We start from the raw sequence: 23,635 nt of genomic DNA, 5'->3' as shown, positions 1-23,635 counted from the left end.
TTCCTGCACCTCCCTGCACTTCCCTGCACCCTCCTACCCCTTGTGGGCCCTGCTGCTCATTCGTCTTTAACCGCGCGAAGCGGCGCAGTGAGTAGCGAAACCGGCGCGCAGGCCCGCGGGCCTGCGCGCCTGCCGAAAAACTAAACCGTGTTTTTTGGGGGCCCCAGCTGCTTTGGCTGGCCTATAGGCCCCGCTGGTGGGTGGGCTGGGCCTTGCCGGGCCCTAAAAAAAAGCCGCTAAGCAGGAGAGTACAGGAAGTTGGGGGCCCGGCGCCCGGCAAATTTTGCCAGCGCTTCCCTTCTACCGCCCCAGACGGCTGCCCGCTTCCCCTATGAAAGACACCCTCAATTTCCGCCACGTCAGCTACCTCTGGGACGAAGCCAAAGCCGCCACGCTGGCCGGCGATGAAGTGGCCCTGTTCCTCTACCGCTCCAACCTGCTGGGGGCCGACCTGCGCCTGACCAACTACGCCGGCGGCAACACGTCGGTCAAAATCCAGGCCACCGACCCCGTGAGTGGCCAGCCCGTGGAGGTGATGTGGGTGAAGGGCTCGGGCGGCGACATCGGCACGCTCACCAAAGCCGGCTGCGCCAACCTCTACGTCGAGAAGCTGCACCAGCTCAAGGCCCGCTACCGGGGCCTCGAATTTGAGGACGAGATGGTGGGCCTGTTCGAGTACTGCCTCTTCGACCCCAAGTGCGCCACGCCCAGCATCGACACGCCGCTGCACGGGCTGCTGCCCTTCAAGCACATCGACCACCTGCACCCCGACGCCCTCATCGCCATCGCCGCCAGTAAGGACGGCGAGGCCATCATGCACGAAATCTGGGGCGACACCCTAGGCTGGCTGCCCTGGCAGAAGCCAGGCTTCGACCTGGGCTTGCAGCTGGAGAAAATCGTGGCCGACAACCCCGGCCTGCGCGGCGTCATTCTGGGTGGCCACGGCCTGTTTACCTGGGGCGAAACGAGCTACGATTCATATCTCAATACCCTAGAGATTATTGAGATGGCGGCCACTTACCTCGAAGCCAACTATGGTAGCCGGGGCCCCATATTCGGCGGCGTGAAGCTCGAACAGGGGCCCGACGAGGCTGCGCGCCGCGCGCAGGCCGCCGCCGCCCTGCCCGTGCTGCGCGGCCTGGCCAGCAGCCAGCGCCGCATGCTGGGCCACTACACCGACGACGCCCGGGTGCTGGAGTTCGTGAACTCGCACGACCTGGCCCGCCTCGCCGCCAAAGGCACCAGCTGCCCCGACCACTTTTTGCGCACCAAAATCCGCCCGCTCGTGCTCGACCCCGAGCAGATGAGCGGCGATCCGGCCGCCGTCAAAACCTACCTGGAAGGGCTGTTTGCCGCCTACCGCCAGGACTACGCGGCCTACTATGAGCGCAGCAAGCACGCCAATAGCCCGGCCATGCGCGACGCTAACCCGGTGATTATCCTCTGGCCCGGCGTGGGCCTGTTCTCCTTCGCCAAGGACAAGCAGACGGCCCGCGTGGCGGCCGAGTTCTACACCAACGCCATCAACGTAATGAAGGGCGCGGAGGCCGTGAGCACCTACCAGGGCCTGCCCGAGCAGGAAGCCTTCAACATCGAATACTGGCTGCTCGAAGAAGCCAAGCTCCAGCGCATGGCCCCGCCCAAAGCCCTCTCGGGCAAGGTGGCCTACGTGACCGGCGGCACCGGCGGTATCGGCAAAGCCATCTGCGAGGAATTGCTGAAGTTTGGGGCCTGCGTGGTGGCCGTGGACCGCGACCGGCTCGAAGAAACCCAGGCGGACTTACGTAAGAAATTTGGCCATGACAGCGCCCTCACTGCGCCCATCGACGTGACTAATGCTGAGAGCATTGCAGAGTCGCTGCGGCAGGCGACGCTGCAATTTGGGGGAGTCGACATTGTGGTGAACTGCGCCGGCCTGAGCATCAGCAAGCCGCTGGCCGAGACGACCCAGGCCGACTGGGATATCCTGAACGACGTGCTTGTGAAGGGTCAGTTCCTGGTCAGCCAGGCGGCGGTGGCCATCCTGCGCCAGCAGGCGCTGGGCGGCGACATCGTGAATATTGCCAGCAAGAATGGCCTCGTGGCGGGCCCCAACAACGTGGCCTACGGCACGGCCAAAGCTGCCCAGCTGCACATGAGCCGCCTGCTGGCCGCCGAGCTGGGCCCCGACAAAATCCGCGTCAACACCGTGAACCCGGACGCCGTACTGCGGGGCTCCAAAATCTGGGAAGGTGACTGGGCTGCCGGCCGGGCCAAGGCCTACGGCATTTCGGTAGAGGAACTGCCCGCCCACTATGCCAAGCGCACGCTGCTGGGCGAAGAACTGCTCGCGGAAGACATCGCCAAGGCTGTGCGCGTCTTCGTCGACGGCTCGCTAGCCAAGAGCACTGGCAACGTCCTCAATGTAGACGGCGGCGTGGCCATGGCCTTCGTGCGCTGACGCCCCGGACAGCTAGCGTACCACTCACTGCCTGCTAACTGTGAAAACAATCGATTGATATAAGCAACCGATTGCTGCAAAAAATTATTGCCGCCGCGACACCTGATCTAAGTGCCGCCCTAACCTGACGGTGAAGTACTTGTCAATCAAATCTACCTTCCTATTCACTCTTTTTTCTAACCTACCCATGAAAAGAAAACGTCTCTTTTTTCTGTGGCTACTGCTGCCTTTGTTGGCGCTGGCTACCCGCGGGCTGGCCCAAACGGGGGCCCTCACTGGCCGGGTACTCGACCCGAAGGGTGGGCCAGCCATTGGCGCCACCGTAATGGTGAAGGGCACCACGCTGGGGGCTTCGGTGGGCCCCGACGGCAATTTTACCATCAGTGCCGTGCCCAATGGCCCCCACACGTTGCTGGTTTCTTCCATTGGCTACACGGCCAAGCAAGTGCCCGTGACTGTGCCCCAGGCCCAGCCCCTGAGCGTATCGCTCGCTGAAAACGCCGCCAGTCTGGAAGACGTGGTGGTGGTAGGCTACGGCACCCAGAAGCGCGAAGACGTGACGGGCGCGGTAGCCACCGTGGACGTCCGCGCCGTGCGCGACCTGCCGGTGGTGAGCGTAGACCAGAAGCTGGCCGGCCAGGTGGCGGGCGTGCAGGTGAGCAATGTGACCGGCACGCCGGGCGGGGGCACCTCCATCAAGGTGCGGGGCTCGGGCTCGATTGGGGCCGGCGACCAGCCGCTGTTCGTGATTGACGGCTTCCCGATTGCCAGCTCGTTCGGGCAAGTCGATAACCCGCTGAACTTGCTCAACCCCGACGATATTGAGACAATTACAGTGCTGAAGGACGCTTCTTCGACGGCCATCTACGGCTCGCGGGGGGCCAACGGCGTGGTGGTGATTACGACCAAGCGGGGCAAGGCCGGCGCGACCAACCTGGACGTGAGCGCCTACACTGGCTTCCAGCAGGTGCCCAATAAAAAACGACCCCCGATGCTCAACGGGCAGGAATTTGCCCAGTACCGGCGCGACATCATCACCGACGATTTTGCGGCCCGGGGCGTGGCGGTGACCGATGCCGACATTCCGGTAGAGTTCCGCAACTCGGGCCAGTACGGGGCGGGCACCAACTGGTACAACGAAATCCTGCACACGGCCCCCCAGAGCAGCCTCAACGCAACCCTCACCAAGGGCACCGAAGAGCTGCGTACGGCCCTCTCGCTGGGCTATCTCAACCAGGAGGGCACGGTGCGCTACACCGGCTACAAGCGCTACACCGCCCGCCTCAGTGTGGAGGGCAAGGTGGGCCAGAAAATTCGCCTGGGTTTGAACCTGGCCCCCACTTACGGCATCCAGCAGGGCAACGACTTCGAAAACAGCTTCGTGGACGTGCTGGCCCGCTCGCTCTGGCTCTCGCCACTGGTACCGGCCCTCGACGCCAACGGCAACCGCACCCCGTTCGTAGCCTCACCGGGGATGTTCACGGGGCCCAACCCGCTCAACAGCCTGGAATTCGCGGGCACCACCCGCAAAACGCTCCAGGGCCTGGGCGGCACCTTTGCCGAATACGAGATTGTGCCGGGGCTGCGCCTGCGCTACAGCATCAACATCAACTACGCCAACAACACGGCGTTCACGTTCAACCCGGCCAGCGTAGGCGGCATTTTTGCCCCGCCGCCGGTGGTGCCCAACTCCACCAGCACCAGCTACACACGCTTTAACTGGCTGTCGGAAACGCTGCTGAGCTACGACAAGAAGTTTGGCACCGACCACGTAATTAGCGCCGTGGCCGGCTACAGCGCCCAGAAAGAGCATTTTGAATCACAGAACCTCTTCGCCAACAACTATCCCGGCGACGATGTGCGCACCATCAACGCGGCGGCCCTGCTGCCAAACTTCGGCGCCGACGTGCAGGAGTGGGCCCTGATATCGTACCTGGCCCGCGTTAATTACGCCTACAAGGACCGGTACCTGCTCACCGGCACGGTGCGGACGGACGGGTCGTCGCGCTTCGGCAGCCAGAACCGCTACGGCACGTTTCCGTCGGTGGCCGCGGGCTGGAACGTGATTAACGAGGACTTCATGCACCAGCTGCCGACGCTGAGCAACCTGAAGGTGCGGGCCAGCTACGGCCTGACCGGCAACTTCAACATCGGCAACTACACGTCCATTGCGGGCGTGGCCTCGGGCTACGGCTACATCGGCAGCGGCATCGACGCCGGCGGCTCGGCCAACACGGCTTTTGGCGGGCAGCTGGCCCCCGGCCGGGCCCTGGTGTCGCTACCCAACCCCAACCTGACCTGGGAGAAATCGACCCAGCTCGACCTCGGGCTCGACTTGGGCATGTGGGACAACCGGCTCGCGTTCACGGTTGACTTCTACCGCCGCATCACCAACGGCATCCTGCTCGACAACCAGCTGCCGCTCTCGTCGGGCTATTCCAACGCCACCATCAACTCGGGCAAGGTGCTGAACCGGGGCCTGGAGCTGGCCCTGGTTACGCGCAACCTCACCGGCGCCTTCACCTGGGGCACGAACCTGAACATCGCCTTCAACCACAACGAGGTGCTGGCCCTGAACCAGGACAACGCGCCGATTTACAGCGGGCGCAGCGGCGAGGGCAACCCCACCCACATCACGCAGGTGGGCCACCCCATCGGGGAGTTTTTTGGGTACACGGTGGACGGCGTGTATACCAACGCGGCCGATTTTGCGGCCTCGCCCAAGCACATCACGTCGGTGCTGGGCTCCATTAAGTACCACGACGTGGACGGCAACGGCGTGATTGAGGCGGTGAAAGACTTCAGCGTCATCGGCCATGCCCAGCCCAAGTACCTGTGGGGCGTCACCAACAACTTCGGCTACAAGGGTTTCGACCTGAGCGTGATCATCACCGGCTCGCAGGGCGGGCAGATACTGAAAACGGCCAACCAATACTTGCTCAACATCGACGGCATTTTCAACGTCGACCGCAAAATTCTGAACCGCTGGCGCTCGCCCGAAAACCCCGGCGACGGCCGCACCCCCACCACCAACGGGGCCCGCGTCATCTACCGCGACGTGAACTCGGACTGGGTAGAGGACGGCTCGTTTGCCCGCATCCAGAACGTGACGCTGGGCTACCGCCTGCCCGCCGCGCTGCTCACCCGCACGGGCTTTGTGCGGGGCGTGCGCCTGTACGCCAGCGCCCAGAACCTGGCCACCTTCACCAAGTACAGCGGGGCCAACCCCGAGGTGAGCCGCAACAACAGCTCGGTGCTGACGCCGGGCGAAGACTTCCTCAACTACCCGCTGGCCCGGACTATCATCTTCGGCACCAACCTGAGCTTCTAACCCCGCGCCCCCACCACCATGAAAAAAACCCTTATTTCCGCACTCGCCCTGGGCCTGCTGCTGGCCGCCGCGGGCTGCAAGAAAAGCTTCCTCGACCTCCAGCCCCAGGCCACAACCAGTGCCGACAGCTTCTTTAAAAACCAAGACCAGGTGCAGCAGGCCGTGGATGGGGCCTATGCGCCCGTCCGTACGCTGGGCAACGTCGATTACTGGGTGTTTGGGGAGCTGCGCTCCGACAACACCACTTTTCAGTACAACGACAGCAACCGGGGCCAGGAGTCGCAGCGCGAGTTCGTCGACGAATTTCTGGTCAGCGCCAATTCCGAATCGGTGCAGGAAATGTGGCAGGTGTCGTACAACGGCATCAGCCGCTGCAACGACGTGCTGGGCAAAATCGACGCCGTGACGATGCCCGCCGACAAGAAAAACCAGTTCCTCGGGGAGGTGAAGTTCCTGCGGGCCCTGTACTATTTCACCCTGGTGCGGCAGTTCGGCGGCGTGCCGCTGCGCCTGGAATCGGTGGCGTCTCCCACGGCCGCCAAGTCGCAGGGCCGCGCTCCGGCCGCCGACGTGTACGCCAGCATCATCGCCGACCTGACCGACGCCGCTGCCAAGCTGCCCACCAAGGCCGCCTACGCTGCCGCCGACGCCGGCCGCGCCACTAAGGGCGCGGCCAACACCCTGCTCGCCTCGGTGTACCTCACCCAGAAAGACTACGCCAAGGCCGTGGCCCTGCTGCGCGACGTGCGCACCGGGGGCTACAGCCTGCTGCCGAGCTACCGCAGCGTGTTCGACCCCGCCAACAAGAACAACGCGGAATCGATTTTTGAGATTCAGTACCTGGGCACCCAGCCCAACATTTCGAGCAGCTTCACCTTCATTTTTGCGCCCTACACCTCCGGCAACATCATCACCGGCGACGCCACGGCGCCCAACTTGGGCATCGGCTCGGGCTGGAACATTCCTACCCAGGACATGATTGACGCCTACGAGGCCGGCGACCTGCGCAAAACTGCCTCGCTCGCGCTGGGCTTTACCGACGCCACGGGTAAGTTCGTGGCCGTGCCCTACATCACGAAGTACAACTTCGGCCTCGCTGCCCCCGGCCGCACCGACACCAACTTCCCCATGCTGCGCTACGCCGACGCGCTGCTGATGTACGCCGAGGCTCTGAACGAGCAGGGTTTCGCGGCCGGCGGAGAGGCCGCCGCCGCCCTCAACGAGGTGCGCAAGCGGGCCGGCCTGCCCGCCAAGGTGACGACTTCCCAAACCGATTTTCGGGTGGCCGTGCTGCAAGAGCGCCGCGTGGAGCTGGCCTTCGAAAACCAGCGCTGGTACGATTTGGTGCGCACCGGCCGCGCCGTGGACGTGATGAACGCCCACGGCACCCGCCAAAAAGCCCTGCAAACCTTCCTGCCCGCCAGCGCCTACCAAGTAACGGCCAACAAGCTGCTGCTGCCCATTCCGCAGCGCGAAGTGATGCTGGATAACTTAGCGCAAAATCCGCTGTGAGGCAAGCCCTGGGGCCCCTAAACGCCATGCCTTCAAATCCTTTCGCCATGAAAAAACTTACCGCCTTCCTGCTCGTGCTGGGCTTGCTGCGCATTGGCAGTGCCGGGGCCCAGGTGCGGGTGCAGCACCTGCTTTGCGAAAACCTGGCCGACCCCATCGGCCTCGACGTGGCCCGGCCGCGCTTCAGCTGGCAGCTGCTGGCGGCTAAAAACCAGCGTGGCGTGCGCCAAACCGCCTACGAGGTGCGGGTGGCCGCCTCGGCGGCCGGGCTGGCCCAAGGGGGCCCCGCCGCGGTGTGGAACTCGGGCAAAGTGGCGTCCGACTCTTCGGTAAACGTGACTTATGCGGGCCGGGCCCTGGAGCCGGGCCGGCGCTACCACTGGCAGGTGCGGGCCTGGGACGGTGGCGGCAAGCCTTCGGCATGGAGTGCGCCCGCCTTCTGGCAGGTGGGCCTGTTGCCCCCGGCCAACTGGCGAGCGTCGTGGATTGGCCCCGGCTATGCCGAAGACACCGTGCTCCGGCCCAGCCCGCTGCTGCGCAAGGAGTTCAAAGCGGGCAAAAAGGTGGCGATGGCCACGGCCTACATCACGGCCCACGGCCTGTACGAGGCGCAAATCAACGGCCGGCGCGTGGGCGATGCCTACCTCACGCCGGGCTGGACGAGCTACCACAAGCGCTTGGCCTACCAGGCCTACGACGTGACCAGCCTGCTGAAAGAGGGCCCCAACGCAGTGGGCGTGACGCTGGCCAGCGGCTGGTACCGCGGCCTCATTGGCTACAAGCACGACCGCAACATCTACGGCAAAGACGTGGCCCTGCTGTTTCAGCTCGACCTGACCTATGCCGACGGAACCAAGGAATCGGTGGTGTCGGACGGCACGTGGCAAACCAGCAGCGCCGGCCCCGTCCGCTTCGCCGAGCTGCAGCGCGGCGAAACCTACGACGCGCGGCTGGAACCGGCGGGCTGGGCGGCGGCCGGCTACGCGGGCAGCGGCTGGACGCCGGCGCGGGTGCAGAACTACCCGAAGGAAGTGCTTTTTGCTACTTTCAGCGAGCCCATTCGGAAGCACGAAACCTTTAAAGTAGTCAAGGTAACGAAGTCGCCGAAGGGCGAAACCATCTACGACTTCGGCCAGAACCTGGTGGGCTGGGTACAGGTGCGGGCCCGCGGCAAGGCCGGCGATAAAATCACGCTTTCGCACTCCGAAGTGCTGGACAAGCGCGGCAACTTCTACCTCGCCAATCTCCGTTCGGCTTCGGCCGAGGACACGTATTACCTGCGCGGCACGGGCTCGGACGAGGCGCTGGAGCCGCACTTCACCTTCCACGGCTTCCGCTACCTGCGCATCGATGCCTACCCGGGGGCCCCTAAGCCCGAAGATTTTACGGCCGTGGCCCTGTACTCGGACATGCCCGCCACGGGCTCGTTCAGCTGCTCCAACCCGCTCATCAACCAGCTGCAGAGCAACATCCAGTGGGGCCAGAAGGGCAACTTCCTCGACGTGCCCACCGACTGCCCCCAGCGCGACGAGCGCCTGGGCTGGACCGGCGACGCGGAGGTGTTCAGCAGCACGGCGGCCTTCAACCGCAACACCAACAGCTTCTTTGCCAAGTGGCTGCGCGACCTGGCCGCCGACCAGGGCCCCGACGGGGCCGTGCCGTTTGTGATTCCGGCGCTGGAATTTGCTTCGGGCAAGGTTCCCATCGGGGCCGCCGGCTGGTCCGACGCGGCCACCGTCATTCCCTGGGATCTGTACACCCTGTTTGGCGACCGCCGGACGCTGGCCGTGCAGTACCCGAGCATGAAGGCGTGGGTGAAATACATCCAGGACCGGAGCCGGAACGACCTCTGGGACACCGGCTTTCAGTTTGGCGACTGGCTGGCCTACGACCTGGACGACGACAACGCGGGCCGCTCGGCCGTGACCAGCCACGCCCTGATTGCGCAGTGCTTCTGGGCCCACTCCACCCAAATCATGCTCGACGCGGCCACCGTGCTGGGCAAAACCGACGACGTGGCCGCCTACACGGCCCTGCTCCAGCGCATCAAGGCGGCCTTCCTGCGCGAATACGTAACGCCCGGCGGGGCCCTGATGTCGAACACCCAGACGGCGTACGTGCTGGCCCTGCACTTCGACATGCTGCCCGAAAACCTGCGCGCCCAGGCCGCCGACCGCCTGGCCCTGAACGTGGCCGACTACGACAACCACCTCACCACGGGCTTCCTCGGCACGCCCTACCTGTGCCACGTACTGAGCCGCTTCGGCCATACCGACGTGGCTTATAAGCTGCTGTTGCAGAAGACCTACCCTTCGTGGCTGTACCCCGTGACGATGGGCGCCACCACCGTGTGGGAGCGCTGGAACTCGATGCGGCCCGACAGCACCTTCGCCCCGCCGTCCATGACCTCGTTCAACCACTACGCCTACGGGGCCATTGGCCACTGGCTCTACACCACGGTGGCGGGGCTGAACGTGGGGGCCCCCGGCTACCACACCTTCACCGTGCGGCCCCAGCCGGGGGGCGGCTTCACCCAGGCCACGGCCCAGCTGACCACCGCGTACGGCCCGGCCCAAGCCCAATGGCAAACCAGCGGCGACCAACTGGCCCTCGACGTGACCGTGCCCCCTAACGCCACGGCCACCGTGTACGTGCCCGCCGCCAGCCCCGACGCGGTGCGCGAAGGGGGCCGGAAGCTCGACGCCAGCAAAGGCCTGCGGGCCGGGCCGGCCGAAGGCGGCTACGTGCCGGTGCGCATCGGCTCGGGGCAGTACCGTTTCACTGCGCCCTGGCTGCCCAAGGCCACCGCCGCGCTCGGTGCTAAGTAGGGCCCCGGGGCCCCGCAAGGCAGGGTTTTTCATCCTGTACCAGTTTTTGATGCTTGGATTTCGCGCGCGATTCGTCGGTTGGTTGCCTGAGGGTTGGCGCGTGGTGCTCGTTGGTGCCGGCCTGCTGCTGGGGCCCCCGGCCGCCCGGGCCGCCGGGGGGGCCGGCGCGCCCACCGATTTGCGGTGCGAATACCTCACCAACCCCCTGGGCCTGGACGCGCCCCGCCCGCGCCTGACCTGGCGGCTGGCCGACGGCCGGCGCGGGGCGGCGCAAACCGCCTACCAGCTCACCGTGGGCCCCGACTCGGGGGCCGTGGCCCGGGGCGGGGGCGGGGCCTGGACGTCGGGGCGGGTGGCGTCGGCCCGGCAGCTGGTGGCCTACGCGGGGCCGGCGCTGCGGCCGTTCACCAAGTACTACTGGCGGGTGCGGGCCTGGGACCAGGCCGGGGCCGGGGCCCCGGCGAGCCCGGTAACCAGCTTCGAAACCGGGCTGATGGCCCAAAAGAACTGGCAGGGCGCCTGGATCAGCGACTCGCGCGACATCAACCTCAAACCCGCCCCCTACTTCCGCACCACGTTTGCGCTGCCCGCGGGCGTGGCCAAGGCGCGGGCCTACATCGCCGTGGCCGGCTTATACGAGCTGTACATCAACGGCCGCAAGGTGGGCAACCACCGCCTCGACCCCATGTACACCCGCTTTGACCGGCGCACGCTCTACGTCACCTACGACGTGACGCCCTACCTGCGGCCGGGCCAAAACGCGGTGGGCGTGCTGCTCGGCAACGGCTGGTACAACCACCAGTCCACGGCCGTGTGGTACTTCCACGAAGCACCCTGGCGCAACCGGCCCGCGTTCTGCCTCGATCTGCGCCTGACCGGGGCCGACGGCCGGGTGACGACCGTTACCTCCGGCACCGACTGGAAAACGGCCCTGGGGCCCCTGGTGTTCAACAGCATCTACACCGCTGAGCACTACGACGCCCGCCTGGAGCAGCCCGGCTGGAACACGGTGGGCTTCGACGACACCCAGTGGAAACCCGTGACGCTGCGGGCCGCGCCGTCCACCAACATCGTGGCCCAGGCCCTGGCACCCATTCGCAACGTGGAGGCGGTGCCGGCGCAGAGCGTAGCCCGGCTCAACGACACGACCTACGTGTTCGACCTGGGCCGCAACATTGCCGGCGTCAGCCAGCTGCGGGTCCGGGGCCCCGCCGGCACCGTGCTGCGCCTCAAGCACGGCGAGCGGCGCTACCCCAACGGCCGCGTCGACCAGTCGAACATCGACGTGCATTACCGACCCACCGATAAGAGCGATCCGTTTCAGACGGATATTTTCACGCTCGGCGGCCGGGGCGGGGAGGAAACGTTCATGCCACTGTTTAATTACAAGGGGTTTCAGTACGTGGAGGTGACGAGCAGCCAGCCCGTAGCGCTGACGGTGGGCAGCCTGACCGGCTACTTCATGCACAGCGACGTGGCAGCGGTGGGCCAGGTGAAATCGTCGAACCCGACCATCGACAAAATCTGGTGGGCCACCAATAACTCGTACCTGTCCAACCTGTTCGGTTACCCCACCGACTGCCCGCAGCGCGAGAAAAACGGCTGGACCGGCGACGCCCACATCGCCAGCGAAACCGGCCTCTATAACTTCGACGGCATCACCATTTACGAAAAATGGCTGGCCGACCACCGCGACGAGCAGCAGCCCAACGGCGTGCTGCCCTCCATTATCCCCAGCGACGGCTGGGGCTATGAGTGGGGCAACGGCCCCGACTGGACCAGCACCATCGCCATTATTCCCTGGAATATTTACCTGTTCTACGGCGATTCAAAACTGCTTGCCGATTGCTACGGCAACCTCAAGCGCTACGTGGACCACATCGACAATATTAGTCCCAACGGCCTGACCGCCTGGGGTCTGGGCGACTGGGTGCCGGTGAAATCCAAGTCGCCGGTGGAGTTGACTTCCTCGGTCTACTACTTCACCGACGCCACCATTCTGGCCAAGGCCGCGCAGCTGCTGGGCCACCCCGCCGACCACGTGCGCTACGCCGCGCTGGCCCAAAAAATCCGGGCCGCCATCAACGCCAAGTACCTCAACCGGCAAACCAACCTCTACGGCCACGGCGTGCAAACTGAGTTGAGCGTACCGCTCTACTGGGGCGTGGTGCCCGACGAGCTGCGGGCAAAAGTGGCCGCCAACCTGGCCCGCCGCGTGGCCGCCGACAACTTCCACCTCGACGTGGGCCTGCTCGGCACCAAGGCCATTCTGGGGGCCCTGAGCGACAACGGCCAGGCCGACGTGGCCTACCGCCTGGCTGCCCAGGAAACCTACCCCTCCTGGGGCTGGTGGATGGCCAACGGCGCCACCACGCTCTACGAAAACTGGCCCATCGACGCCAAAAGCGACATTTCTATGAACCACATCATGTTCGGCGAAATCGGGGCCTGGCTCTACAAGGGGCTGGGCGGCATTCAGCCCGACCCGCAGCAGCCGGGCTTCAAAAACGTTCTCCTGGCCCCGCACTTCGTGGCCGGGCTCGCTCATTTTGAAGCCAGCCACCAGGGGCCCTACGGCACCATCCGGTCGGCCTGGCGGCGGGCCGGGGCGGGTGTGGCGTACGCTGCCACAGTGCCGCCGGGCGCCACGGCGACCCTCACGCTGCCCGTGCCCGCGGGCCAGGCGGTGTACGAAGGCGGTAAGCCCTTGGTCTCCGGCGGGCCACACGTCCGCTCAATCAGGTCTTCGGCGCAAGCCCGGCAGTATCAGATGGCGGCCGGCACTTACCAGTTGGAAATCAGGTGAGCCGCTTACAACTGCTTTTTCTAAAAGCTGTTTAGTTAGGGCCCTTATTGAATGATTTTATAGAGGGCGATTCAAGCGATTAAAGGCACTTTTTTCAGTCATTTCTAACTAACCTTTATTGGACTACTCGTTAGTATAACGTGCCGACCAACCATCGTGAGTTAGCAGGCAGCTACCGCATTATCATTTGGCATTAGCTACAACTAATGCTAAGCAAACCCTCTCAAGCGTTTGTTGTATCTGTGCTAGTCATCTACTAGACGGTGTTCTGGCATCAATCTGCTTAATCGACCACTTTCTAGGATGGCTTGAAATGGTTGTGCGGCGTATTTAATGCCAAGGCGGCATATACTTCAAATAAGGCTTGTTCCACGTCGTCGGGTACCGCGATCCAGCGGATTTCCATGCCGGCTACGCGTGCTTTGGCGACCGTGAACAACGGCCCGAACAGCGGACAGCGTTGCAGCGCATGGCGGAGCCGGGCCATATCAATGGCAAGGCCCTGGGCGGCCTCGCGGACCAGCAAAAACGCAAACGACGCGCTGTAGTGGCTGGAAGAGTTGCCGCTGTGCTCCAGAAGCCGCTGCCGTAGCCGTCCGGTGCGGCCCACGTACTGCGCACGGCCGTGCTCATAGAACGCGTACACTCCGGCGGCCGGCAGGTCTTGGCCCAGGGTAAGCCGGGTATGCGGGACTTGAGCGATGAGCTGGGCCAGGTAACCCGGCAGCCGGGCGACCCGCTGGTCGAACACTGGGTTCATGCGACTTCCTCTAATTCCTCTGCAATGCTGGCAAACTGCGCCAGCGCGACTTGCAGGTTCTCGGTGATTTCCAGGGCCAGTACGTCGGGGGCGGGTAGGGTGGCGCTGTCTTCTAACGCATCGTCCTTGAGCCAGAAGATGTCGATGTACACCTACTGAATCGTGCCGTGCTGATCGGCGAAGTCGCGCAGCTGGTGCAACTGGTTCTCGGTGTCCTGGCCCTTGGTTTTCGTCGACACCCGGGCATAGATGGCGACTCTCATTCTCCTTTTAGTGCCCGAGTGAAGTGGTGGGTAGCCACAATAGTTACAGGAAGAAAGCCTTTACGTCGGAGCGTCGGATCAATCGCCAATTTTTGGGCCATTTCTTCATCTATGCTCTTATTAAATTTTCCGATGCGCACTATAGCCCGATTAATTAGAGCGGAGGCGTCGTCCAAGCTTACTGTTAATTTACTCTTGGACTTTGTTACGTAATGGATTCGCACGAAAGAAATAATGTCAACAAATTTTAACTGTTCAGGATCGCCAGAAGTTACTTCAAATTCATCTTTGTGCGTGATACCTGTTTGCATTATGTATTCATACAGAACACCCTCAAAAGGCCCTGGCCGAAATAAATCAGGATGGTAGTACCACGACAGATCTCCGAAAACCGAACCGCCCTTAGATGAGAAATATTCCTCAATCCTTTCATTGGCATGCTGATAAGAATTTCTAATGGTCTTGATGCTCTTAAGCAGAGCGTCTTCATCCCTATTAACTGCCACCTTAGCTATCAAGAACAGCTCCCCAGCACGGTGTACACAGTCAATTATTGTCCAAGCATCTGCAATTGCTTGGCGCTGGCGCATTAGACTCCCTTCTCCATACGACTTGCTAATTAAAATCAGCCGCTCCTCTAGTCGTTGTGTTGTTTCACACAAAGTTGAAAATGAAGCTGTTTAGGAAGTAGTCAGGCGGGCTCAAAACAGAAAAGACTCCCACGGCAGAGCGAAATTTGAGGTGCGACCCATCTCCTTTCCCTCCGTCATGGAAGTCCTGCCCAAAGATATCATTACCGCCTGGATACTCCCCCATTTGCCCTTTAGCGCCCACGGCCGTCGGCGGGCGGCCCAGCCGGTGGAAGTCGTCGGCGCCATTCTCTACAAGCTCAAAACGGGTTGTCAGTGGCGCTGGCTGCCCGTGCGAGAATTGCTGCCAACCCACCCCCTGACGTGGCAGGGCGTCTACTATTATTTCAACCAGTGGCGCAAGCAAGGTGCTTGGAAACAGCTTTGGTTGAGCGTCTTGCGCTTGAACCACGCGGCGCTGGACTTGTCGAGTGTGCAACTCGATGGCAGCCACACCCCGGCTAAAAACGGCGGGGCGGCTGTCGGCTATCAAGGCCGCAAGGCGGCCCGCACCACCAACGCCCTGTTTCTGGCCGACAACACGGGCCAGCCCCTAGCCGTGGCCACGCCGCAAGCCGGCAACCACCACGATACGTTTGCCCTCGAACACGTCTTCGCCGAACTCTGTGAGCTGCTCGAACAAGCGCACCTGCGCCTGGAAGGCCTCTTTCTGAATGCCGACAAAGCCTTTGATGTCACTAGCTTGCGTCAGGCCTGCGCCCGGCGCGACATCGAAGCCAACATTCCCCGCAACCGGCGCTCGACCGACTGGCAAACGGATGATGACACGCCGCTGGACCCCGAACTTTACCGGCGCCGGCTGGTCATCGAGCAAATGAACGCCTGGCTCGACGGCTTCAAGACCCTGCTGGTGCGCTACGAAACCTGCCTGGAAAATTGGCTGGCCTTCCACTGGCTCGCCTTTGTCGTGCTGCTACTGCGTAAAATTACCCGACCACCCACTTCCTAAACAGCTTCAATAGCAGATCCAAAGCATCTAATGCAATTGCCTGATCTAAATCCCGTAAAAAGAGAGGCACTTGGTAAGACTCCAAGTCAGGGAAATAAGGTATACGAATTGACAAAATGGTTTGGAGTAGATGAAAGTGGGAAGAGCAATCTCTTTCGCAAGGTATCTAAATAAACGGTATAAAAAAACGGCCCGGAAAACCTGCGTTTCCGGGCCGTTTGGGCACCTACGATTCCCCTCCAAGATACAGACGAATTTTGGCAGATGAAGCACCCGCAGCGAACAACCCCATGATACCCCGCGGATAAATAATTGCACGCGGGTAATATTCACCTAACATTCAGGGTATAATTTTGCTAGTAAATACTGGGGTAACTATGTTCGCTGGCACAAGCCGGGGCCCACATTCACTTCTTTACTGCCTGAATGAAACAACACTTACTTCGCCTTGGGGGGCCCCTGCTGCTCTGCCTAATGAGCTTTGCTGGGCCGGCGCGCGTGGCGCGCCAGCCACTGGCTCCGCTGCGCGCGGCCGCCGTAGCGCCGGAAACCTTCGAAGCCGGCACCAAGCCGGACTACCCCACCGGCACCGTGGCGTTTGCCACTGGCAGCTGGACGCTGGCCGATGCCCTGGTGGGCACCGACGCGGCCGACCACAAGAACGGGGCCCAGGCCGTGCGCTTGCAGCAGGCCGGCACGCTCACGATGAACTTCTACCTGCCCGACGGCGCGGCCACCGTGACGGTGCAGCACGCCACCTACGGCACCGACGGCAGCAGCAGCTGGGAGCTGTGGGCGCAATCGCAGGGCTGCGACTGCGCCAAGTGGACGAAGGTGGGCGCCACGGTGCTCACCACCTCGCCCGCGTTGCAGGCGGCGTCGTTCATCGTGAACATCCCGGGGCCCGTCAAATTTGAGATTCGCAAGACCTCCGGCGGCCGGACGCGGCTCGACATCGACGACTTTACCGCCACGGACTTCGGTGTGGCTCCGCCCGCGCTCGACAACAGCAACCTGGCCCTGGGCAACCCGAGCGGGGCCCAAACGGACGTGGCGATGCCCAACAACTACTTGCTGCTCAAGCCGCAGTACGCCGTTTCGTACAGCCGCGACCAGGGCAAGCCGAACTGGGTGAGCTGGCACCTCGACCTGTCGGACCGCGGCGGTATCGACCGGCAGGACAACTTCCGCGCCGACGACGCGCTGCCCACCGAGTGGTACCACGTCACGGAGCTGAGCTACGTGGGCTCGGGCTTCGACCGGGGCCACAACTGCCCTTCGGCCGACCGCACCTCCAGCGTGGAGAACAATTCGGCCACGTTTTTCATGACCAACATGATGCCCCAAGCCCCGCAGAACAACCAGCAAACCTGGGCCGGCCTGGAGAACTACACCCGCTCGTTTTTGGCCGGGGGCAACGAGGTCTATGTCGTCTGCGGCTCGTACGGGGTGGGCGGCACGGGCTCGGCCGGGGGACTGACGACGACCCTCGACCAGGGCCGCGTGACCGTACCCAGCCGCTGCTGGAAGGTGGTAGTGATTTTGCCGGTGGGTGACAACGACGCGGCCCGCGTGAACGCCGGCACCCGCATCATCGCCATCGACACGCCCAACATCAACTCCATTAATACGGACTGGGGCGTGTACCGCACCACCGTCGACGCCATTGAAGCCGCCACGGGGTTGGATTTGCTCTCCAACCTGCCGGTGGAAGTGCAGGCCGCCGTGGAGGCGAAAATCGACGCCGGCCCGGTGAGCTAAGCCGGTCCTGGGGGCCCTGTTTGTTTCTTTCTTCTGGATTTCTCGCGGTTTCGCCGTCTTACTATGTCATTGATTTATAATTTTTTGCGCGGCCTGCGCCGGGGGCTGGCGCTGGCCGCGGCCGGAGCGCTGCCCCTGGCCGCCGGGGCCCAGGCGCTGCTGCCCAGCGCCGCCCCGATCATCGAAACCTTCGACGGGCTGGGCACGGCTGCCGTGGCCGCGGTGCCCACCGGCTTTTTGCTCTCGGCCGAGGCCGTGCCGAGCTACGGCAGCGCCGCCAACTACGCGGCCACGACCGCGGCCACGACCGCGGCCACTACGGGCAACCACTTCACCGCGGGCGGCACCTACAACTTCGGGGCCGCCGCCGGCTCGGCCGATAGGGCCCTAGGCTTCCTGAGCAGCAGCGGCTACGCTGCGCCGCGCCACATCATGCTGGCGGTGCAGAACACCTCGGGCGCGGTGGTGCAGGACCTGGCCGTGCAGTTTGATATTGAAAAATACCGCTCGGGCAGCCGGGCCTACGACTGGAAGTTTTACGTGAGCACCGACGGGGTGACGTGGACCGCGCAGCCGGCCGGCGACCAGAACTTCCCCGCCGACGCCAACAGCACCGTTTACTCCTACCCGCCGCTCGCCACCACCAAGCAAGTGGCCCTCACCGGCCTCAACCTGGCCGCCGACGCTACCTACTACCTGCGCTGGAGCGACATGGGCGCCGGCGGCAGCACCAACAGCCAGGGCCTGGCCCTCGACAACCTCGTGCTGACGCCCACGCTGGGCACTGGGGCCGGCACGCCCACGGCCAGCATTGCCACCGGCACAGCGGCCTACGGCAGCCCGTACTGCCTGAGCAGCAGCGCCGCCAGCCCCAGCTTCGCGGTAGCCTACGCCGCCACCGGCTTTGCGGCGGGCGCCACGTTCAAGGCGCAGCTTTCGAGCGCGACGGGCGTGTTTCCGGCGAATGCCACGGACAACATCATTGGCAGCGGCGCGGCCTCGCCACTCGCGGCCAGCCTGCCAGCGGGCACGCCGGGCGGCAGCGGCTACCGCATCCGGGTGGTGAGCGACGCGCCGCTCACCCTCGGCACCAACAATGGGCAGAATCTGACCATCAACCTGGCCCCGGCCACCAACCCGGTGGCAGTGACGCCCACGGCCAGCCAGCCGGTAACGACTATCGGCGCGGGCGCGGCCCTTACGGCCACGGCTGGGGCCCCCTCGGCCTTTGCCTGGTACTACGGCACGGCCGCGGCAGGGCCCTACGCCACGCCGCTGACAGGCGCTACGGCGGCTACTTACCAAGTCAGCGGCGCTGACTTTCCAGCCACGGGTACCTACTACGTGGTGGCCCAGGCCACTTCGGCGTGCGGGTCCGTGGTGGGCCTGAGCGCCCCGGTGGCGGTGACCGTGACGGCCCCGGTGGTGGTCACGAAACCCACGCTGACGGCCTCGCTGGCTACCCTGCCCGACTTTGGCAGCACCGCCAGCGGCGCGGCTAACCCATCGAAAAGCTTCGCCTTGAGCGGCGCCAATCTCACCGGCCCAGTGACGGTGACGCCCGCGGCCAGTTTCGAGATTCGCGTGGGGGCCCAGGCCTTTGCCTGCTGCGCCATTCAGCTGACGCCCGTGGATGGCGCGGTGAATGCCACGGTGGACGTGCGCTTCGTGCCCACGGCGGCGCAGGCCTACGCGGCTATTATCACGGTGCAGGGCCCCGGCGTGCCGGCCCTGGCCGTGGCCGTGAGTGGCACCGGCATCGCGCCGGTGTACCCCGCCTCGGTGAGCAGCGTGGCCGTGACAGCCCTCGCGCCCACCACCGCCACGGCCGGCGGCACTGTGGATGCCGACGGCGGTAGCGCCGTGATGGCCCGGGGCGTGGTGTGGAGCAAAACCGCCAACCCCACCCTCGCCGCTATCAAAACCACCGACGGCGCGGGCCCCGGCAGCTTTGCCAGCACCCTCACCGGCCTGCTGCCCGGCACCACCTACTTCGTGCGGGCCTACGCCACCAACGCCGCGGGCACAGCCTACGGCGACGAGTTGACCTTTACCACGGCCACCATCCCGCTGGCCGCCGCGCCCACCGCTTCGGCCACCCTCACGGCCAGCGCCGTGACCAGCAACTCGCTGCAAATCACCGTAGTGGGCGGCAACGGCGCCAAGCGGCTCATCCTGGCCCACCTCACCACCGCCGTGAACGCCGTGCCAGTGGATGCGACGACCTACGCCGCCGACGCGGCCTTTGGCGTGGGCACCCAGATCGGTACCGGCAACTACGTGGTGTACAACGGGCCCGGCACCGACGTGACCGTAACCGGCCTGCGGGCCGGCAACACCTACACGTTTGCCGTATTCGAGTACAACGACAACGACACGCCCTTCGCCGAAAACTACCGCACGGCCGCGCCCGGCACGCTGGCCCAGGCCACGACGGCCGCCCCGGCCGCGCTGCTGCTCGAAGAAAACTTCGCCTACCCCGCCGGGGCCCTGCTGACCGACAACGACTGGACGGCCCACAGCGGCGCCGGCACCAACGCTGTGGGCGTGGTGGCCCCCGGCCTGAACTACGCCCACAGCGTTGGTGCCGGCGGCATCGGCAGCGCAGCGGCCCTCGTGACCAGCGGCGAGGACGTGAGCCGCGGTTTCGCGCCCGTGGCTCCCCGCACGCCGGTGTACGTGTCGTACCTCGTGAACGTGGCCAGCGCCCCCACGGCGGGCGACTATTACCTCCACCTGGGGCCCGCGCCGCTGAGCACGACCTTTCGCAGCCGGGTATTTGTGCGCCGCAGCGCCGCTACCGGCAAGGTGCAGTTTGGCATCAGCGGCAGCTCCGCGGCTACGTATAACACAACTGACTACGAACTGAACACCACGTATTTGCTGGTGGTGAAGTACAGCTTCGACGAAACCGGCAACCTGTCGCAGCTCTTCGTGGACCCGCCCGCCGACGCTGAGCCCGCCACGGCCGACGTGAGCGCGGCTGAAGCAGCCAGCACTTCGCCGGCCAACATCGGCACGGTGGCCCTACGCCAAGGCGCCAGCTCGCCCAACCTGGTGCTGGACGGCCTGCGCGTGGGTACCGCCTACCAGGTGGTGCGGGCGGGCGCCGCGTGCGCCGCGCCGGTGCTCACGGCGCCGGTGGTGCCGGTGGCCACGGCCCTGGCCGGCTTGCATGGGGCCCCGGTGGACTTTGCAGCCACAGCCACGGGCTCGCCGGTGCTCACGTATTCGGTGGTGGTGAACGGGACGGTTACGGCCATCACCTCGCCCTATGTGTTCCCACTGGGCACAATGGTGGTGACGGCCACGGCCACCAACGGCTGCGGCACCGCCGCGCTGCCCTTCTCCGTGACGGTGCAGAGCCCAACGGTGGTGAGCGTGCTGCACCAGAACGCCGACTACCTGCCCAACGACGACACGGTGCGCCCCAACCTGGACCTGGTGAACAACAGCGCCGCGGCCATTCCCTACCGGGAGCTGACGGTGCGCTACTGGCTGACGCCGGAGGATTTCGCGCCCATCCTGACGTCGGTGGACTACGCCCAACTCGGCACCAGCGACGTGAAGATGCGCTACGTACCCTTGGCCCAGCCCGTGCAGGGCGCCTTCGGCTACGTGGAGTACAGCTTTACCTCGCCCAACAGCTTGCCCGCCGGGGGTAATTCCGGCCAGATCCGCTCGCGCTTCTACAAGGAAACCTATACCCGCTTCGACCAGACGGACGACTACTCGTACACCTACGGACGCACCTACGCCCCGAACGACCACCTGACCGTGTACCGCAACGGCGTCCTTGTCGGGGGCGTGGAGCCGGCCCCGGTGGCCCCCGTCACGAGCCTGGAGGTGTTATCGCAAACCCAGACCACGGTGCGCTCGACCCAAACCATCAGTACCCACGTGCAGCTGCGCAACGCGGGCAACCAGCCCGTGCCGTACCAGGACCTGGCCGTGCGCTACTGGTTCAGCCCCGAAGGCGCGGCGGCCCTGAAGTCGTCCGTCGATTACGCGGTGCTGAGCAGCCGCAACGTGAGCGTCACCTTCGGCACGTCCGGCACTGAGACGTACGCCGAAATCCGGTTCAACCCGGCCCTGGGCAGCCTCATGCCACGTAGCACCACCGGCAACGTGCAGTACCGCATCTATAAAGATGATTGGTCGCTGTTTAACCAGGTCAACGACTTCTCCTTCCTGCCATTCAGCCTCCGGTTTACCGCCAACGACCACATGAGCGTGTACCAGCAGGGCCACCTCGTGTACGGCCAGGAGCCGGCCGGAGCCGCCGGGGCCAGTGCCGCCATGAGCCGGGGGCCCCAAGCCACGGCCGCCGCTGCTGATGCACCCGCCGGCCCCGCCGTGGCGCAGGCCGTGCGCAGCTACCCCAACCCCTTCGCGGGCAGCACCACGCTCGCCTTCGCCCTAGCGAAGGGCGCGGCGTACCAGCTCGACGTATACGACGGTACCGGCCGCCTGGTGCAGCACCTGGCCGCCGGCCAGGCCGCGGCCGGCGAGCTGGTCCGCACCGAGTGGCAGGCCACTGGCCTGACCCCGGGCCTCTACCTGGCCCGCCTCAGCACCGGCAGCACCGTACAGAACCTCAAGCTGGTAAAGCAATAGGCCGCATGGCCTTGCGGCACTTGCTACTGCATTGCATTGGATTTTCTCACATGCGAAAGAGGTAACGCGAAGAACCATTTTTTTGGCGCTGGCAATCCCCCACTCGAAGACGGCGGGGCCCGGCGCGCTTTCAGCTCAATCAAGCCGCGGCGCCGCCCCGCCACTCCCGCGATGCGTACTGGTCGCCTACTTCGGTGCGGGCAAACGCGGTGGGGCCCACCTCCGCGTAGCTACCGTCGTCGGCCACCAGGTAGTAGCACGGGTTATCGAGGTTGCGGGCCCCGGTGGTGGCCACCGGGACCGGTTTTTCGGCTACGCGCTTAGCCACCAGGGGCGGCACCGGGGTCCGTTCGCACCAGTAGATGTAGTAGCTGATAAGGGCACTGCACAGCAGGAAAATCAGCAGGATTTTCATTGGAGCAAGTCGACAAATCGTGGTTTTGAGCGCACGGCGCTTGCCGCAATATGCAGCCCTTCATCCCTGTTTCATACTGCCGGGGCGCTCCTCGGGTTGGCAGCCAGGGGCCCCCAGCGCACCGCAAACCCAGGCTCCCTCCACGGGAGGCGCCGCCCCGCATGTCCTCACGATTTATCAAGAACCAAGGACGGCCAGTCGATAGTTCACCGTTAATATAAAATATAAACTTTTGATTTTCTGCTAGTTGAATACTCCATAAGTCATTCAATCAGTGCGCAACCCCACGCCAGACCGGGGCCCGGCCGCCTACCAAAGTCCGAAGCAGCGGCTCATCCGTGTCCATCTTAAAAAACTTATAAATAATTGCCGCGTTCCGTATTTTTTTCACTCTCTTGGCAACACTCATTTTCTCTTTCACAGTTTTTTCTATTTTTATCTTTATTATGTTTTATGCGTTACAGGCCATCAAAGCTCAGCCACGCGCAGCCGGGCAAAGCAGCATCGGCTGCGCGTGGCTAGGCTTTGATGGCCAACGAATGGGCTTAGAAAAGTGCAGTGCCGGCGTTGATCCGGGCGTAGCTACTGGCCCTGTACGGGGCCCCGGTGCCGCGGGGCCCTGGCGGGGGCCCGTGCGCTCAGCTGTAGCCACCAGGGCCAAGCGGCCGCCCTGGTCGTTGCCGGCCACGGGCAGCAGCGTAGAGGAGCGTGCCGGGCCGGCGCGGCCGCAGGGCCAGGCCTTTCAATTAGCCGCGGTAGGTGCGGCCGTCGGCCCAGGCAGGGCGGGTCAATTCGGCCAGGCCAGCGGCTAAATTAGGCCCGCCTACGAATGCCCTCAGTGCGTTGCCGTCGCGCCTGGGGCCCGCAGTGTTTTCTACCAAAGCCGCCCACACAAGCAGGCCCCAGCGAACGCCACGCCAGAAGACCCCGCCGGGCTACCCTCGATTACTGGTAGCCGGAACCCCTGCGCGGCGGGGGCCCCAGCCCGCCCAGGTGGACCAGCACTGCGGCCAGCAGCAGCCGCAGCGCCGCGGCCCCGCCCCCGCGCTGTAACAGCAGCAGCAGCTCGGTGCCGGTGGCCGCGGCGGCCTCGATGTTGCGGGGCGCGCCGGCCAGCGGTACCGCCTGGGCCGCAGCGTAAAGGGCAGCCAGGTTGAGGGCCCGGGGTTGCTGCACCTGGCCGGGCCCTTCTGGTCGGGCTTGGGGGCCTTGGGCCAGCGGTTGCCGCAGCCGTTGCGCAGAGCTGCACCCGGCCCGTGGGGGCCGGCGCGGCGGCGTCGGGGGCGTAGCGGAACGGGGCATC

General features: G+C 64.6%; 14 protein-coding genes. 8 read left to right on the top strand and 6 right to left on the bottom strand.

Going from position 1 to position 23,635, the window contains the following annotated elements:
- Positions 1-331 precede the first annotated feature (331 nt).
- The 5 genes from DDQ68_RS21635 to DDQ68_RS21615 all read left to right on the top strand — a co-directional run bounded on the left by DDQ68_RS21635 (position 332) and on the right by DDQ68_RS21615 (position 12,917).
- Positions 332-2,440 carry a bifunctional aldolase/short-chain dehydrogenase gene (locus tag DDQ68_RS21635; RefSeq protein WP_109658153.1) on the top strand — a complete coding sequence of 703 codons (2,109 nt, stop codon included), beginning with the start codon at positions 332-334 and terminating at the stop codon, positions 2,438-2,440.
- 187 nt (positions 2,441-2,627) lie between these two features.
- Entirely contained in the window at positions 2,628-5,771 is a 3,144-nt protein-coding gene (locus DDQ68_RS21630) for a SusC/RagA family TonB-linked outer membrane protein (RefSeq protein WP_109658152.1), read from the top strand.
- Positions 5,772-5,789: 18 nt separating this feature from the next.
- Entirely contained in the window at positions 5,790-7,283 is a 1,494-nt protein-coding gene (locus tag DDQ68_RS21625) for a RagB/SusD family nutrient uptake outer membrane protein (RefSeq protein ID WP_109658151.1), read from the top strand.
- A 47-nt stretch (positions 7,284-7,330) separates the two neighbouring features.
- Positions 7,331-10,111 (top strand): alpha-L-rhamnosidase, encoded by a 2,781-nt coding sequence (locus tag DDQ68_RS21620; RefSeq protein ID WP_109658150.1) that lies wholly within the window; start codon positions 7,331-7,333, stop codon positions 10,109-10,111.
- 49 nt (positions 10,112-10,160) lie between these two features.
- Positions 10,161-12,917, top strand: coding sequence for an alpha-L-rhamnosidase (locus DDQ68_RS21615; RefSeq protein WP_109658149.1), 2,757 nt, complete (start codon positions 10,161-10,163; stop codon positions 12,915-12,917).
- Between the two features lie 298 nt (positions 12,918-13,215).
- Here DDQ68_RS21615 and DDQ68_RS21610 read toward each other — a convergent pair whose 3' ends face one another.
- The 4 genes from DDQ68_RS21610 to DDQ68_RS21595 are packed head-to-tail and all read right to left on the bottom strand — an operon-like array spanning position 13,216 to position 14,530.
- Positions 13,216-13,677 (bottom strand): GIY-YIG nuclease family protein, encoded by a 462-nt coding sequence (locus DDQ68_RS21610; protein WP_109658148.1) that lies wholly within the window; start codon positions 13,675-13,677, stop codon positions 13,216-13,218.
- The gene (locus tag DDQ68_RS21605) at positions 13,674-13,829 is read right to left on the bottom strand and encodes a hypothetical protein (protein WP_211320194.1); all 156 of its coding nucleotides are present in this window, start codon (positions 13,827-13,829) and stop codon (positions 13,674-13,676) included. Before DDQ68_RS21605 ends, DDQ68_RS21610 begins: the two co-directional genes overlap by 4 nt.
- On the bottom strand, positions 13,830-13,940 hold the full coding sequence (locus DDQ68_RS21600; RefSeq protein ID WP_211320193.1) for a recombinase family protein: 111 nt from the start codon (positions 13,938-13,940) through the stop codon (positions 13,830-13,832).
- The gene (locus tag DDQ68_RS21595) at positions 13,937-14,530 is read right to left on the bottom strand and encodes a hypothetical protein (protein WP_109658147.1); all 594 of its coding nucleotides are present in this window, start codon (positions 14,528-14,530) and stop codon (positions 13,937-13,939) included. Before DDQ68_RS21595 ends, DDQ68_RS21600 begins: the two co-directional genes overlap by 4 nt.
- Positions 14,531-14,708: 178 nt before the next feature.
- Between DDQ68_RS21595 and DDQ68_RS21590 the strand changes: the two genes are divergently transcribed.
- The 3 genes from DDQ68_RS21590 (at position 14,709) to DDQ68_RS21580 (ending at position 21,917) form a co-directional block, all read left to right on the top strand.
- Entirely contained in the window at positions 14,709-15,539 is an 831-nt protein-coding gene (locus DDQ68_RS21590; RefSeq protein WP_109656237.1) for an IS5 family transposase, read from the top strand.
- 426 nt (positions 15,540-15,965) lie between these two features.
- Positions 15,966-17,300, top strand: coding sequence for a DNA/RNA non-specific endonuclease (locus DDQ68_RS24130; RefSeq protein ID WP_245897186.1), 1,335 nt, complete (start codon positions 15,966-15,968; stop codon positions 17,298-17,300).
- 69 nt (positions 17,301-17,369) lie between these two features.
- Positions 17,370-21,917 (top strand): cellulose binding domain-containing protein, encoded by a 4,548-nt coding sequence (locus DDQ68_RS21580; RefSeq protein WP_211320192.1) that lies wholly within the window; start codon positions 17,370-17,372, stop codon positions 21,915-21,917.
- A 139-nt stretch (positions 21,918-22,056) separates the two neighbouring features.
- On the opposite strand, the gene DDQ68_RS21575 is transcribed toward DDQ68_RS21580, so the two are convergent.
- Complete coding sequence (locus DDQ68_RS21575) at positions 22,057-22,332, bottom strand: hypothetical protein (RefSeq protein ID WP_109658145.1); 276 nt, start codon at positions 22,330-22,332, stop codon at positions 22,057-22,059.
- A gap of 945 nt (positions 22,333-23,277) precedes the next feature.
- Positions 23,278-23,634 (bottom strand): hypothetical protein, encoded by a 357-nt coding sequence (locus tag DDQ68_RS21570; protein WP_109658144.1) that lies wholly within the window; start codon positions 23,632-23,634, stop codon positions 23,278-23,280.
- Position 23,635 lies beyond the last annotated feature (1 nt).

The sequence above is a fragment of the Hymenobacter nivis genome, from assembly GCF_003149515.1.
Classification (GTDB): Bacteria; Bacteroidota; Bacteroidia; order Cytophagales; family Hymenobacteraceae; genus Hymenobacter; species Hymenobacter nivis.
The sequence above is the reverse complement of the archived record's forward strand: the minus strand, read 5'-3'. Positions and strand labels throughout refer to the sequence as shown.